Genomic DNA, 14505 nt, shown 5'->3' with positions numbered 1-14505 from the left:
CTACTTACAACCGCTGCCACACCACCCGTTCAAAGCCTACCGCGACCACTGCCAAACATACCAAGCGTTCGGGTTGCTGATAACGCTGCACCAGCGTGGTTTGATAATCTTCTAGCTGCTCCAATGCGGCTTGCAACTGCGTTTGCACAGCAGGCAATTGCAACAAAGCTTCCCGCGAAGATTCACGCACTTGAGTGCCGCTCATACCCACCTCACTCAGCTTCAGGTATTTAAACTCCAGCACCAAGTCGCGCAAAGTTGGCAGTGTCTCACGCAAGCTAGGGCGAATAATCATCACCAAATCACTATAGCGCCGCCGCACCGTGGCTTCCGAATCAATAATATAATAACTGTCATCAAACAGCGGGGTGAGAAACGCCATTTTAATCGTCAGCTCATTACTCCATTGATAATCACGATTGCTTAAGGTGCTAAGCGTGGTTTGCTCTAAATAATCCGCTAAAGGCTCTAGTTCACCGCTTTGATAGAAGTCCTCCACCAAGGATTGCAAACGTTGGCGTTCGCGGGATTCGGGGAACAAATGCCGCTTAAATTCTTCCACATACAGCGCTTTGGTCACTAAATTAGGGGCTTTCAACACCAACTTGTTCAAACCTTGAATATCGACAATCGTAAGTACACCAAAAAAGTACATCAGCGAAGCAATATAATCAGGATTAGTACGCAGCTCGTTCAATTGCTCCACGCCAAATTGCGTAGCAAGGTGTTTCACGGTGACTGGGTTTTCATCATCCAAAATCTGTTCGATGACCTGAGCACCAGCAGGTAATTTCGCCATATAGCGAATGCGCCCAGCATCCATTGCCAAATTGCCATCGAGCATTTCAAACGGCGCTTGGCAACGGCGTTGGTAATATTGCAGGAAGTAAAAACACAAGGTTGGATTGTAAATGGTGGGGTAATTGAGGTCGTAGCAGAAGCGATAGCCATTATAGTATTCACGCATAGTGGTTAGCAGCGCTTGGTAATCAGTTTGTTCAGTGCAAGACTCTTGTGCTACTTGTTGCACCAATTGGCTTAGCTCAACTTCTGTGATGCCACACAATTGATTGAATTCTTCATTCAAATAAATACTGGTTGCTACATTATAACCACTGGTCATGTCTGCTAGCACGACGGGCGACACGCCCGTGATAAACACTCGTGCAATTGCCCCTTCTGCGGCACTGGCCTTAATCACTTTAAACAGCGTTTTGACAATACCTTCGCCCGCCAATAAATCTTTATAGCGCTGTTGTCCATCGTTTTGGTGAATCAATACTTCATTAGCAAAATTATCGTATTCGTCGATGAGTAAATACAGTTTGCGCTCGCCAAAACTCAAAGCACTACATAAGGATTGAAAGGAGGCAATCGCATCCTCTGAATTAATAACAATAGGTTTTTTGAGTTCAGCCTGATACTTAGCGGCAAAACCTTCAATACTAATATTTAAGTGGCTAAATAAACTGTGCTTAATTTCGGTAATCGTGCCTTGTCCTGACACTTTGGAAAAATCCCAGCGCAAGATTAAATACTGATTGTGTTCAGCGCTGGGCTGTGAACCGATGGCGAGATTACCGAATAAGCCTTTAAACTGCTCAGCTTGGTGAATATCGTAATAATAAGCTAGCATCGACAAGAACAAGGATTTACCAAAGCGACGCGGACGCAAAAACACCAACTGCTTACCGGACGATTCTAGCACCGGCAAACAAGCGGTACGGTCAATGTAGTAGTAACCTTCGTTGCGAACAGTGTGAAAATTGCTGATACCGTAGGGTAGTTTAAGCATGACGATCTCCAAAAAGAGCTGGAGGCATTATAGCACGGTAGGGATTGTGGCGTGTTAGGCATGGCTTATAGTTTAAAGCGGTGAGTGTGTGAAATGCCCCGTTTTTGTGTTTTTTAACACAATCTAGCAATGGCTAGGAATGAATAAAGCTGCCAGTCATTTGATTTGTTTATCATTTGTATATTGGAATGAATTTTGCTCTGTCTGGTAATTTAAAGTAATCAATAAATTGAGGAGTTATGAGTCATGAATAAAGTATTAGCCAGTTTAGCGGTACTGGGTGTGTGGGGTATGACTTTAAGTGCGGTACAGGCTGAAACAGCAGCTAAGCCCGTAGCGGCTAACACGATTAAGGTTTATAGCCCCTATGCGCGTGCTGTGCCTCCGGGACAGATGAATAGTGCTATTTTCATGACCTTAGTCAATCCGTCTAAAACACCTTTTAGTATCAAAGCGGCGAGTAGCCCAGCCTCTAAGGTAACTGAGTTACATACTACTTTGAATAACAATGGGGTGATGGAAATGCGCCAAGTGCCTAAGATGGATATTCCCGCCTTGGGGCAAACGGTATTAAAGCCCGGTAGTTTGCATGTGATGTTGATTGGGCTTAAGCAGGATATGAAGGTGGGCGAGAAAACCTCAGTCACATTGACGTTTGATGATAATAGCCAAATGAAGTTTGAAGTACCGATTCAAGAGGTGGCTAAGCCTGCGGGAATGAATGGTATGGGGCATAGCGCACATATGCACTAAGTTTTATCTTGATTAGGGAGTACTTACCTATAATGGGGTAAGTACCTACTGAATTATAGAGTTTTATTAGCTGTAGTTTTTGCTCTGGTTTCTATACGGTTTGTTATGCGGTTATTTGAAGAGGAATCATAGTGACCTTTAAGTTTCCTGTAATTTAAAGCGTTTAACCTGATATAAGTTAAGCCAGTTATCGGTGGGTAGCAGCTTTTTAACTAATCTGATCCTGAGTACTTTTTGCTTTTACCTGCAAATCCCTCTATGATGCGCCCTTTACAAACTATGTGATCTGTCGTATGGATCACCACTGGAGCATAATAAATGCCTGTCATTACTCTACCCGATGGCAATCAACGCCACTTCGATCAACCCCTTTCCGTTCAAGCCATTGCCAGTAGCATTGCCCCTAGTTTAGGTAAAGCTGCTTTAGCTGCAAAAGTGAATGGTCAATTAGTTGACACCTCTTACGTCGTTGATCAAGACACTCAATTAAGCATCATTACCGCCAAAGACCCTGAAGGGGTTGAGGTAATACGTCATTCCACCGCGCATTTAATGGCGCAAGCGGTCAAGCAATTATTCCCTGAAGTGCAAGTGACTATTGGCCCTGTGATTGATAAGGGCTTTTACTATGACTTTGCGACTTCACATCCTTTCACACCGGAAGATTTAGCCGCGATTGAAAAACGCATGCAAGACATTGTGCGCCAAAATCTACCGGTAGAACGTAGCACTATGCCGCGTGATGAAGCTATCCAGTTCTTTGAACAGATGGGTGAGCACTATAAAGCGGAAATTATCCGCGATATTCCAGCAGGCGAGACGCTATCACTGTATAAACAAGGCGATTTCATTGATCTATGTCGCGGTCCACATGTACCCAGTACTGGCAAAATCCAAGCCTTTAAATTAATGAAGGTGGCGGGAGCGTATTGGCGCGGTGACTCTAAAAATGCCATGTTGCAACGCATTTACGGTACGGCATGGGGCGATAAAAAAGAGCTAAATGACTATCTCCATATGTTGGAGGAAGCGGAAAAACGTGATCATCGTAAACTTGGTCGCCAACTAGATTTATTCCATTTTGATGAAAATGCGCCTGGTTCAGTCTTTTGGCATCCTAAAGGTTGGACTTTATTCCAAAACTTAATCAGCTATATGCGTAAGCGCCAAGAGCAGGCGGGCTATGTCGAGATTAATACCCCTGATGTGATGGATCGCGCCCTGTGGGAAACGTCTGGTCACTGGTTTAATTACCGCGAAAATATGTTCATTACGCAAACCGAGGATGAGCGTGTATTTGCGCTCAAGCCTATGAACTGTCCGGGCGGTATGCTGATGTTTGGACAGGGTTTAAAAAGCTATCGTGAATTACCTTTGCGCATGGCGGAATTTGGTAAAGTTCATCGCTATGAGCCTTCCGGTGCATTACATGGCTTAATGCGGGTGCGCCATTTCACACAGGATGATGCGCATATTTTCTGCACTGAAAGCCAAATGGAAGACGAGTGCAAAAAGGTCGTAGGCTTAGTACTCGATATTTACCGCGAATTTGGCTTTGATAATGTCATTATTAAACTCTCGACTCGCCCCGCAAATCGTATTGGTTCGGATGAGATTTGGGATAAATTAGAAGGTGCACTCGCTAGTGCGCTGAATAATTTAGGCATGCCTTATACCTTATTCCCCGGTGAAGGTGCATTTTATGGTCCTAAATTAGAGTTTGTATTACGCGATGCGATTGGACGCGATTGGCAATGCGGTACGTTACAAGTCGATATGAATTTACCGGAGCGTTTTGATTTAGCCTACATTGCTGAGGATAATTCGCGTCAACGTCCGGTAATGCTGCATCGAGCGTTGTTTGGATCATTAGAGCGCTTTGTGGGTATTTTAATTGAACACTACGAAGGTAAATTCCCCGTTTGGCTCAGTCCAGTGCAGGCTGTAGTGATGAATATTACCGATAGTCAGGCGGATTATGTGCAAAGTGTCGTAGATCAATTACGTAATGCAGGTATTCGCGTCATTGCTGACTTGAGAAATGAAAAGATTGGCTTTAAAATCCGCGAACGGACTATGCAGCGTATACCCTATTTGCTGGTAGTTGGCGACCGCGAGGTTGAAACAAATACTGTCTCAGTGCGCACACGTAGTGGTGAAGAGTTAGGATCGTTAGCTATCGCTGATATGACTCAGCGTCTCACCCAACAAATTAATAGTCGCACTTTATCATTATTGGAGGACTAACCCATAATTGCCGAAAAAGAACACCGCATAAACGGTGATATTAATATCCCGAAAATTCGTTTAATTGATGCGGACGGTGAAAACAAAGGCGTCGTATCCACGCGTGATGCGTTGGCTATGGCTTATGAAGCGGAATTAGATCTGGTGGAAATTGTGCCCAATGCCAAACCGCCGGTTTGTCGGATCATGGATTACGGCAAATTCCGCTTCGATGAAAGTAAGAAAGCTAGCGTTGCTCGTAAAAAGCAAAAGCAAGTCCAAGTCAAGGAAATCAAATTGCGTCCGGGAACGGATGACGGGGATTATCAAATTAAGCTACGTAAGCTAATGGAATTCCTTGAAGAGGGTGACAAAACTAAAGTGACCTTACGTTTCCGTGGGCGTGAAATGGCGCACCGTGATATAGGAATGCAAGTCCTTAAGCGTATTGAGGCGGACTTGGTTGAGTATGGTGTAGTCGAGCAATTTCCTAAGCTGGAAGGCCGTCAAATGGTCATGGTGCTAGCACCGAAGAAAAAATCACAAGGAGGGGGGGCTAGTAATCAGTCAAACGCGTCTAATGCGCCTGCGGCTACTACTAACCCTACCTAAATCGGTTGTCATTCTGTTGAGGTTAGGCACTCTCGCAGAATGTTGTTAATCCTCTTATTAGGAGTCAAAGATGCCTAAGATGAAATCGCACAGCGGGGCGTCCAAGCGTTTCCGCAAATCAGCTAATGGCACGTTTAAACGTAAACAGTCTCATATGCGCCATATCCTGACTAAAAAGTCTACTAAGCGTAAACGTCAATTACGAGTTGGTGTGGATCGTGTACACGAATCCGATCAAAAAATGGTTGACCGCTTATTACCTTACGCTTAGGGAGTATCTGAGAAATGGCAAGAGTTAAACGTGGTGTACAGGCTGGAGCCCGTCACAAGAAAATTATGAAAAAGGCTAAAGGTTATTATGGTAACCGTAGCCGTTCTTACCGCTCCGCTCATCAAGCGGTAATCAAAGCGGGTCAATATGCTTACCGTGACCGTCGTCAGAAAAAACGTCAATTCCGTGCTTTATGGATTGTACGTATTAATGCGGCTGCGCGGTTGTATGATCTGTCTTATAGCCGTTTCATCAATGGCTTAAATAAAGCAGGCATCAAAGTAGACCGTAAAGTGATGGCTGATTTAGCTGTACATGACATTGCTGCATTTGGACAATTAGCGGAAAAAGCAAAGGCTGCCTTGGCTGCTTAATCTTTTGCTAATTGACAAGTGAAAGTCTTGAGCGGGAAGGGTGCAGAGCCTTTCCCGCTTTTTGTTTTCAAACTATAAGGGAATTATCGTGCAAAGTTTGCTGGAACTCATGGGGCAGGCACATGAGCAACTCTCCCAAGCTGCCAGTCTCGCCGCACTCGATCAAGTCCGCGTGCAATATCTGGGTAAAAGTGGCTTATTAACTGAGCAACTGAAACAGTTGGGAAAATTATCGCCTGAAGAGCGCAAAGCAGCGGGTCAAGAAATCAACAATGTCAAACAGACTCTGATTGAGGCACTCGATGCAAGACGCGCAGTGCTGCAAACAGAAGCGTTAAATGCACGCTTAGAGGCTGAAGCGGTTGATGTGACTCTACCCGGTCGAGGTATGCAGCAAGGGGGCTTGCATCCGGTTACGCTAACCATCCAACGCATGAGTGAGATTTTTGGGCAATTGGGCTTTCAAATGGCGCAAGGACCTGAAATCGAGGATGATTTTCATAACTTTACCGCGCTCAATATTCCCGAAACGCATCCAGCACGCGCGATGCACGATACTTTTTATTTACAAAATGGTTTATTACTGCGTACTCATACCTCCTCGGTACAGATTCGCCATTTGATGAACCACCAGCCTCCGGTGCGCGTTATTGCCGCAGGGCGCGTGTACCGTTGTGACTCGGATATGACCCATAGCCCGATGTTCCATCAAATGGAAGGCTTAATGGTGGATACCGATATTACTTTTGCGGATTTAAAAGGGATTTTAAAAACCTTCTTCCGTGAATTCTTTGAGGTCGATGACTTAGAAACGCGCTTCCGTGCGAGCTTCTTCCCCTTCACTGAGCCTTCGGCTGAAACCGATATTACTTGTGTGCATTGCCAAGGTAAGGGCTGTCGTGTGTGTAAACATACCGGATGGTTAGAAGTCATGGGCTGCGGCATGGTACACCCCAATGTATTAAAAAATGTCGGGGTTGATAGTGAAACCTATACCGGATTTGCTTTTGGTATGGGAGTAGAGCGCTTAGCCATGCTGCGCTACCAGATTAATGATTTGCGCGTCATGTTCGATAATGATGTGCGCTTCTTGACTCAATTCCATTAATCAGAGGTAGGCTCGATGAAAATCAGTGAATCTTGGTTACGCGAATGGTGTAACCCGTCCCTATCACTCGATGAGTTGGGACATCAATTAACCATGGCAGGTTGCGAAGTCGAAGGAGTAGAACCCGTCGCAACTGCCTTTTCCGGTATTGTGGTGGCTGATGTATTAACAGTGACTAAGCACCCTGACGCCGATAAGCTTAATGTGTGTACGGTGTCATACGGTACTGATGAAGTACTCCAGATTGTCTGTGGTGCACCCAATGTACGTGCAGGGATGAAAGCGCCCTTAGCACTCATTGGAGTTAAATTACCTATGCCTGATGGTAGTACTTTAACCATCAAAAAAGGCAAATTACGCGGTATGGAGTCACAGGGTATGCTGTGCTCGGCGGCGGAAATGGGTATGGCAGATAAGTCTGATGGTTTATTAGATTTACCTGCTGATGCTCCGGTGGGTACTCCTATCCGTGATTATTTAAAGCTAGATGATCGAGTACTGGAATTAAACATTACCCCTAATCGTGGTGATTGTTTGAGTATTGCAGGGGTAGCGCGAGAAGCGAGTGTACTTACGAGTGCATCGTTAGTCCCTCCAACTATTCCTACTATTCCAGCGAGTATCCAAGATACTTTTAAGGTCACTATAGCAGCGCCTGAGGCTTGTCCCCGTTATGCAGGACGGGTGATTCGAGGTGTGAATGCTAAGGCTAGCACTCCACTCTGGATGAAGGAAAAGCTGCGCCGTCAAGGATTACGTAGTATCGCGCCTTTGGTCGATATTACGAATTATGTGCTAATTGAGCTAGGGCAGCCGATGCATGCCTTTGACCTCAATCAATTAGCAGGTGAGATTAATGTTCGTCTAGCCCAGCAAGGTGAAGCCATTACTTTACTCGATGGTCAAGCCATTGAATTAAAAGAGAATACTTTACTGATTACTGATCAGGCGGGAGCAGTGGCTATTGCGGGTATTATGGGTGGCGAGCGTACAGCAGTCAGTCTGGATACCACCGACTTATTCCTTGAAAGTGCCCATTTTGCACCCCAAGCGATTGCCGGGCGAGCGCGTCAATACGGTTTACAAACCGATGCATCCTATCGCTATGAGCGTGGCGTGGCGGCTGATTTATGCGCCCTAGCCCTTGAGCGTGCGACTCAATTAGTGCTAGAGATTTGTGGTGGTCAAGCAGGGCCTGTGGTGGACACCATTGCCAATCCTGATGCACTCACTAAGCGTAGTGTGACGTTACGTGCTCAACGTATTCAACGTGTATTAGGTATTGAGCTAGAGCGTGCTGAGGTAAAAGCCCTATTAGAGCGTTTAGGTTGTGAAGTGACTGATACGGCTGAGGGTTGGCAAGTATTAGTACCTTTAGCCCGCTTTGATATTGCGATTGAAGAAGATTTGATCGAGGAAGTGGCACGAGTACGGGGCTATGACTCTATTCCTGCGGTCATGCGCCCCTTAGAGCCAATGCTGCATCTACCCTCGCAAGAGTCGGTCACTTTAGAGCAATTGCGTGCCCCTTTAATCGCGCGTGGCTATCAGGAAGCGGTCACTTTTAGTTTTGTGGATGAAACCATTGAAGAGCAATTAAGTCCGGTTGCTGAGCGTATTCGCCTCCTGAATCCGATTTCAGCCGAATTGAGCTTAATGCGTAGTACCTTGTGGTCTGGGCTATTAAGGGCGGTGAGTTATAACCTGAATCGTCAACAAACTCGTGTACGTTTATTTGAAGTAGGGCCGGCTTTCAGTATGGAAGAGGGGCAATTACAGCAAAGACGCAAAATTGCAGGGGTGATTACGGGTTTAAATGAGCCAGAACAATGGGCTAGCCCTAAGCGCAATGTCGATTTCTTTGATATTAAGGGCGATGTGGAAGCGCTATTGGCGCAAGTGTCTGGGGAAACCTTCTATTTTATTCCTGTGGTACATGCCGCCCTGCATCCGGGGCAATGTGCGCAAATTGCTACTCAAGAGCAGGTAGTGGGATGGATGGGGGCGTTACATCCCCAATTAGAGCATACTTTAGGTTTAGATCAGCCCGTATTGTTGTTTGAACTCGACTTGGAGTATTTACAAGCAGCGCGTTTACCTAAATATAGTGCCGTTTCTAAATTCCCCGCGATTCGGCGTGATTTATCCTTAGTGATGGATAGTCATGTATTAGCCCAGTCATTAGAACGTGCGATTGCGAAGTCCGCGCCGCCGCAGGTGATAAACTGGACTATTTTTGATCTATATACGGGGCAAGGGGTTGAATTGGGTAAAAAAAGTGTTGCTTTAAACTTGATTATTCAGGAGGCTTCCCGCACTCTTGAGGACTCGGAAGTCAATGCGATTGTCGCAACTGTGGTAGCCGCTTTAGAAACAGAAACAGGTGCTACCCTACGTTAAAAAAAGGAGATTAATAGAAATGGCGACTTTGACCAAAGCTGATATGGTTGAGCAGTTATATGAAGAATTGGGCTTAAATAAGCGTGAAGCTAAGGATTTGGTGGAATTATTTTTCGAGGAAATTCGCCAAGCGTTAGGGGAAGGGCGTAATGTGAAATTATCGGGCTTTGGTAATTTTATGCTACGGGATAAGACCCAACGCCCCGGACGCAACCCTAAGACGGGTGAAGAAATTCCGGTTTCGGCACGTCGTGTTGTGACTTTCCGCCCCGGTCAGAAACTTAAACAACGTGTGGAAGCCTATGCAGGAAGCATTGATTCCTAATGATCAATTACCTGAAATCCCCAATAAGCGCTACTTTACTATTGGTGAAGTGAGCCATCTCTGTGGCGTTAAGACGCATGTCTTGCGCTACTGGGAGCAAGAATTTCCTTCTCTAAAGCCTATGAAACGACGGGGTAATCGGCGCTACTATCAACGTGACGATGTGTTGATGGTGCGGCGTATTCGGGCGCTGTTATACGAGCAAGGCTATACGATTAGCGGTGCGCGGCAGCAGTTGGTGGATAGCGCTACTCCACCGCCCCCTTTGGTGTCATTGGTAGAGCGCTTGGCAGAGAGTGAGGCTATTAAGGTGATGCAAGAGCCACGAGTACTGAAGCCTTTTCCGGATGGCTTGGATTTAGAGCAGCTCATTCGCCAGCTAGAGGCGACGGTCAAGGTATTACGTCATTAGCTTTAGATTTTTTAGTTCATGCACTTGTACTTTACTAAGAGTTAGGGTATCTTGTGCGCCTCTTCGGTCGGGGCGTAGCGCAGCTTGGTAGCGCACCACAATGGGGTTGTGGGGGTCGGAGGTTCAAATCCTCTCGCCCCGACCATTTATCTTCTTATTTTTCAAATACTTATTTTTTCACTCTAGTAAAAGTGGCGCTTAAATGGCGGTCAGCCACTATGCTGGGGTTTTTCTGCACTTCTCACTATTGTTTTCTGCACAGCTTAATCCTTTAATCATGATTTAATTTAATATCGTTAGGTACTCTGGATATTTGTTTTGGAGCACTTTGAAGCTTTGCAGTAGGTGGGCTAGTTCTTCTTGAGTAATGCCGTAAAGTTTGGCGACGATTTTGTCGTTTTCGGCGCGGAGTTTGTCGCGGGCTTTGTCGCTTTTGGGGAGGTGTTGTGGGGTGAGGTTGAATAGGGGGGCGAGTTCGGCGAAGTCGTCCCAGTTTGCCATGAGGCTGAGTATTAGGGCGTTTTTGGCGAGGGTGGTGTAGTCGGGGTTGGTGCGTATGTCCTCATCGCTGGGTTGGGGGATAGGGAGGCGGTAGAGATAGGTTTGATTGACATTCATTTGAATCATTTGGCGGGCTAACCAATCCACTATCAAACTATTAAACCAACCTAAAGCAAATAATATTTGTAATGATGATGTCGTTTGGGTAGATACAGTTCCATCACAGTTTAAAATGTAGGTTTTAGGAACATTAAAGTAAATCGAGTTACCTAAACCAATAGCTTTAGGTAAAAGCGAAAATACTAAGGTTCTTTCATTAGTATCACTAGCTACTGAGCGAAAACCAATTTTTATAAATTCACGATCATAACGTATAGCAGAAATATGCTTGCTTGCCTCCGCTTTATTAATATTTAAATCCTGTGCCATGCGATACAGCTCTTTACTTTGCATGGCTGCATCAAAATCTTCAGGATTTAACCAGTATTGTGGCACTTCAAAGCGATGATTAAACTGCCAAATCATTTTACCTTCATAGAGTGGAATCAAATCAGCTTGTTGGCTTTCTATAAAAAGATGCTTATCATCCGTCATATGTAATTCACGTCTGAAGTTTAACCAGTTTTCAGACAGTGCCGGAAAAGCCGAGTAGCATTTTTCTAAAATTGGTAAATCTTTACGACTACGCAACTCCATCAATGCCCAATATTGTGGAGATAGCGTTTTTAAAGTACGTAATGAATAAGAAATTCTATTAGTTGGATCGACTAGCTCACTCGCCTCTTTAATATAAAAGGCTAAGTCAATAAAGGCATTATCCTCTTCCTTATTGGGATGATTGACTACTTGCATAAGCGCAAATTTGTAGCGTGAATCTATATCAGGAAAAATTCCGTTTCGATTTTCAAAACTCCAGAAAGTTGTGACAGAAAATTGATTGAAAATATGTTTACGCAAAATCGTAGAGCCTTCCTCAAACATTAAAGCACTAGGTAGCACATAATTTAAGCTCCCTCCTTGTGCTAATAAGCCCAGATTACGCTCGACAAATAGGCGAAATAAATTACCATCACCCGCACCCTTATTTAAAGGGTAAGCCTTAGTGTAGTATTCATCTGCCACATCAATATAATGCTTGGTTTTTTCATAATGTTCTTGAATCGAAGCGACCTCTAGTAAGCGGTTTTTAACCTGTGCTTTTTCACTATTTTTCAAGGTACGATAATTACTATGATACTGCGGGAAAAAATCAGTCTCAGCAAACTTAGTCTTATCCCACGGTGGATTCCCCACAATCACATCAAACCCGCGCCGATGCCGCGCAAACGCTTCAGGAAATGCCACCTCATAATGGAAAAAATGATACCGCGCACTATAATCCTCAATCTGCCTCAAAACCGCGCTTTTAGTCGACCGCTCCTCAAATAATTGCCCTACCAACCCCTGCGTTTTATCCAATAACTCCGCCGCCTTAGTATTACCCTCTGCAATTAACGCCTGCCGCGTACAAATAAAACTCAAAGCCCGCGCTAATAAGCGCAATTTCGGCTCAATCTGTTGTTTCCACAATTGCTTAGAACGCCCCACCTCATCGGCTGTGGTGTCGCGCATGGCATCCAGCTCTTCCATGACGGTGCGCAATTCATCAAACCGAGCGCCAAAGTTATCGACGAATAAATCATTTTGCAGAGTTTCGACCGCGTTATAATCCAAAAACTCCTGAATCGTTGCCCCCATCAGCGCATTGCCTTGTTGAATATGATGCTCAATAAAAGACAAGGGCGTGCCAAAAATAAAACTATCCATCCATAACGAGAGCCGAGCCAATTCCACCGCAAAGGGATTTAAATCTACGCCAAAAATGCAGCGCTTTAATAGGGCACGCTTGAGAATCTGTGCATCTTCGGGTTCATAAGTTAAATTCAGGGCTTTGAGCTGTCTGAGAATTTTAGCACGTTCTTCTTTCACTAATTGCTTTAAATCGGCATCTTGTTCTAATCGCGCAAGGGCTAAATCGGTTAAATACCCTAATGCCTCCACCAGAAAATGCCCACTACCACACGCATTATCCAGTAGTTTTAAATCCATCAGTTGTTTACCCGTAGCATGATGCGCAAGGGCTTGATCGAGTGCTAATCTGACTAGGGGCTGAGATAAAGAGGGGGGAGTATAATAACTAGCGGTAGTTTTACGTGAATTGCTCGCACTTTTTAAATACATAGCGCCTTTATTAATCGGCGTTTCACGTAAGACTTTAAATCCCTTTTCTTTACGCAGTTTAGCTAGGTCATAATGATCATAATAAGCTTCAACTGCTTTGCCTTTAGTAGAAGTACTTTCATACTCCAAATACACCGCATCTTCTGCGGCGTACTCAAAGCGAAATTCTAATAAGCCCTCATAAATACGCCCTAAATGAGTCACACTCATATTTTTAAAATCACGGCGCACGTCAAATAGTGTTGTGCCGCGTTTAGTTTTATAGAGTAATTTTTCTAAAATGGAGAGCAGTGTTCTATTATTAAAGAGTTTAGGGGTTAGTAGTAAGGGTGCACGTTGCGGGTCGAATAAGCCACCATTAAACAGCGGAATATCAATATCCTCCGCCCCTTGATCTAATAGCTCAAAGAGTTGTTTAAGAGAAAAATTACCATCATACAGGGCTTGGCGCTCACTATTATACTGTGCAAGCTGCTGATATAAGTGTTCTAAACTATAGCGCTGATAAAAAGGGTGAGTCGCTAAAAGAGTGCGGTTTTTATCTTCAAAATAAACAATAAACAGCAATCTAAATAAGAGCACGACGCTATTTTCATACAAAGTGGCTAAGCTGGCTTTAGGATTCGCGCCTTGTAACGCTTTACCCATCATTTCAAATAACGATTCCTCCCCCGCATAACCATAAATAACCGCTTTTAGATTTTCCTCTACCTCTAAAGTAAAATTTTGCGAGTCTCGAATCGTGTCCTCAATGGCGGAGTTTTGCCCCACTTGTTCAGGATTAGCATAAGTCGCCTGCCCAAAAAAGAACGCAAATAAGGCTAACCCTTGCGCCTGATAGCTAGGATTGGGTTCAGCCAATAAGCCCGCAAGATCAAATTCAATAAAGGTCTTTTTAGCGGTGATTTTTTCAGTGTCGTAAATACGCCAAATATGCCCATTGGTTAAAAAGCCAAAGCGTACCCGTAAAGTACTGAGATAATCTTGCAATTGATGATGCGGGTTGAGTTTACGATCTGCTTTGCCCGTATCCAGTGCTTTACCCCATGCTTTGGATTCGCAAATAGCACTAATCAGCGTGTGATCTTTAGCAGCGAGTAGCTGGTCTACGGTCGCTTGATCCGCAACGAGGCAGTAATCGGGTATCGCTTCTTTGCCCTGTACCGTGAAAGACACCTGATAAGCATTAGTACACCAGCCCAAGTAGCGCAGTAAAGGATCGATAAACTCTTTTTCCAGTTGCGTTTCATTGCGGGTTTGCAGCTTTTTAGCGGCGAAATGAGTGTTTAACCATGCCAGTAATTCATCTGGTGCACTGCTTTGACTCAGTACTTGGGCTTTTTGACTGAGATAAACATCATCCAATAGGGTATTCACTAGCCAAGGTTGTTGAGCCAGCGAAGTAGGGGCAGGAGCTAGGGTCGTAGTCATAAAGTATTCAGTCTAAGCAACAGAGTGAGTAGTGTAAGCAATTGCAGCTAGGGAGTGCTAGCCCCTCGTTAGAACCC

General features: G+C 44.7%; 11 protein-coding genes and 1 tRNA gene. 10 read left to right on the top strand and 2 right to left on the bottom strand.

What is annotated here, in order from left to right; genetic code table 11:
- Positions 1-4 precede the first annotated feature (4 nt).
- A complete protein-coding gene (locus IPL34_RS16345; RefSeq protein ID WP_296842539.1) occupies positions 5-1795 on the bottom strand; it encodes an AAA family ATPase in 1791 nt (596 codons plus the stop codon).
- 246 nt (positions 1796-2041) lie between these two features.
- On the opposite strand from IPL34_RS16345, the gene IPL34_RS16340 reads away from it, so the two are divergent.
- The 10 genes from IPL34_RS16340 (at position 2042) to IPL34_RS16295 (ending at position 10421) form a co-directional block, all read left to right on the top strand.
- Positions 2042-2548 (top strand): copper chaperone PCu(A)C, encoded by a 507-nt coding sequence (locus IPL34_RS16340; RefSeq protein ID WP_296842537.1) that lies wholly within the window; start codon positions 2042-2044, stop codon positions 2546-2548.
- Positions 2549-2866: 318 nt separating this feature from the next.
- Positions 2867-4795, top strand: coding sequence for a threonine--tRNA ligase (thrS, locus tag IPL34_RS16335; protein WP_296842536.1), 1929 nt, complete (start codon positions 2867-2869; stop codon positions 4793-4795).
- A gap of 3 nt (positions 4796-4798) precedes the next feature.
- Positions 4799-5386 carry a translation initiation factor IF-3 gene (infC, locus tag IPL34_RS16330; protein ID WP_296843079.1) on the top strand — a complete coding sequence of 196 codons (588 nt, stop codon included), beginning with the start codon at positions 4799-4801 and terminating at the stop codon, positions 5384-5386.
- Between the two features lie 70 nt (positions 5387-5456).
- Positions 5457-5657: a 50S ribosomal protein L35 gene (rpmI, locus tag IPL34_RS16325; RefSeq protein ID WP_020560932.1), complete on the top strand. Its 201-nt coding sequence runs from the start codon at positions 5457-5459 to the stop codon at positions 5655-5657.
- A 14-nt stretch (positions 5658-5671) separates the two neighbouring features.
- Complete coding sequence (gene rplT, locus IPL34_RS16320; protein ID WP_296842533.1) at positions 5672-6031, top strand: 50S ribosomal protein L20; 360 nt, start codon at positions 5672-5674, stop codon at positions 6029-6031.
- Between the two features lie 88 nt (positions 6032-6119).
- On the top strand, positions 6120-7139 hold the full coding sequence (gene pheS / locus IPL34_RS16315; protein ID WP_296842531.1) for a phenylalanine--tRNA ligase subunit alpha: 1020 nt from the start codon (positions 6120-6122) through the stop codon (positions 7137-7139).
- A gap of 15 nt (positions 7140-7154) precedes the next feature.
- A complete protein-coding gene (gene pheT / locus IPL34_RS16310) occupies positions 7155-9539 on the top strand; it encodes a phenylalanine--tRNA ligase subunit beta (RefSeq protein WP_296842530.1) in 2385 nt (794 codons plus the stop codon).
- Between the two features lie 19 nt (positions 9540-9558).
- On the top strand, positions 9559-9864 hold the full coding sequence (gene ihfA, locus IPL34_RS16305; RefSeq protein ID WP_020560936.1) for an integration host factor subunit alpha: 306 nt from the start codon (positions 9559-9561) through the stop codon (positions 9862-9864).
- Positions 9842-10276 carry a MerR family transcriptional regulator gene (locus IPL34_RS20765; protein ID WP_366931068.1) on the top strand — a complete coding sequence of 145 codons (435 nt, stop codon included), beginning with the start codon at positions 9842-9844 and terminating at the stop codon, positions 10274-10276. The genes ihfA and IPL34_RS20765 overlap by 23 nt, the downstream gene beginning before the upstream one ends.
- Before the next feature lie 68 nt (positions 10277-10344).
- Positions 10345-10421 (top strand) — tRNA-Pro (locus IPL34_RS16295).
- Between the two features lie 137 nt (positions 10422-10558).
- On the opposite strand, the gene IPL34_RS16290 is transcribed toward IPL34_RS16295, so the two are convergent.
- On the bottom strand, positions 10559-14428 hold the full coding sequence (locus tag IPL34_RS16290) for an N-6 DNA methylase (RefSeq protein WP_296842527.1): 3870 nt from the start codon (positions 14426-14428) through the stop codon (positions 10559-10561).
- Positions 14429-14505: the final 77 nt, after the last annotated feature.

Source organism: Thiofilum sp. (genome assembly GCF_016711335.1).
GTDB lineage: Bacteria > Pseudomonadota > Gammaproteobacteria > Thiotrichales > Thiotrichaceae > Thiofilum.
This window is presented reverse-complemented; position numbering and strand designations above follow the sequence as displayed.

Coding starts and splice junctions, on each gene's coding strand:
- IPL34_RS16345 (WP_296842539.1), bottom strand. CDS start 1,795: ATGCTTAAACTACCCTACGGTATCAGCAATTTTCACACTGTTCGCAAC.
- IPL34_RS16340 (WP_296842537.1), top strand. CDS start 2,042: ATGAATAAAGTATTAGCCAGTTTAGCGGTACTGGGTGTGTGGGGTATG.
- thrS (WP_296842536.1), top strand. CDS start 2,867: ATGCCTGTCATTACTCTACCCGATGGCAATCAACGCCACTTCGATCAA.
- rpmI (WP_020560932.1), top strand. CDS start 5,457: ATGCCTAAGATGAAATCGCACAGCGGGGCGTCCAAGCGTTTCCGCAAA.
- rplT (WP_296842533.1), top strand. CDS start 5,672: ATGGCAAGAGTTAAACGTGGTGTACAGGCTGGAGCCCGTCACAAGAAA.
- pheT (WP_296842530.1), top strand. CDS start 7,155: ATGAAAATCAGTGAATCTTGGTTACGCGAATGGTGTAACCCGTCCCTA.
- ihfA (WP_020560936.1), top strand. CDS start 9,559: ATGGCGACTTTGACCAAAGCTGATATGGTTGAGCAGTTATATGAAGAA.
- IPL34_RS20765 (WP_366931068.1), top strand. CDS start 9,842: ATGCAGGAAGCATTGATTCCTAATGATCAATTACCTGAAATCCCCAAT.
- IPL34_RS16290 (WP_296842527.1), bottom strand. CDS start 14,428: ATGACTACGACCCTAGCTCCTGCCCCTACTTCGCTGGCTCAACAACCT.